This is a genomic window from Collinsella sp. LCP19S3_A6, assembly GCF_052122015.1.
Taxonomy (GTDB): Bacteria; Actinomycetota; Coriobacteriia; order Coriobacteriales; family Coriobacteriaceae; genus Collinsella.
In genome coordinates, this window is sequence record NZ_JBQKDD010000040.1 from 1 (window position 1) to 332 (window position 332).

Below are 332 nucleotides of genomic sequence, written 5' to 3' on the forward strand. Positions count from 1 at the left end.
AATACAAGAATTAACAAAGGCGATCGTCCTCGCGGGCGGTCGCCTTTTTTGTTGTCTATAGAAGAAGAGCCGCAGGTTAGAGCGGCTTTTTTGTTGCGCAAAAAGGTACAGGTTTTTGTAGTGGGGTATGGAGATGTGTCCGCTCTCGCCGCAATTTGCGCAATCTGGGAAAACGGTCTGGATTTATTCGTATAATGAGTTCCATCGAAAGATACGAAAATCTGTACTTTTGCGACTGCGCCTAGTTGCGAGCGAGAAGCCTGTTCTTAACGCCTCTTCATCCGCGTGTGTCGCGGATGCAAGTTAAGGGGGCGAGAGATGGAACAGACGAT

At 48.5% G+C, this 332-nt stretch carries 1 protein-coding gene; it reads left to right on the forward strand.

Going from position 1 to position 332, the window contains the following annotated elements:
• Positions 1-195: hypothetical protein (locus tag ACTQVX_RS08880; RefSeq protein WP_441560943.1), on the forward strand; the 195-nt coding region annotated here is incomplete at its 5' end.
• Positions 196-332 lie beyond the last annotated feature (137 nt).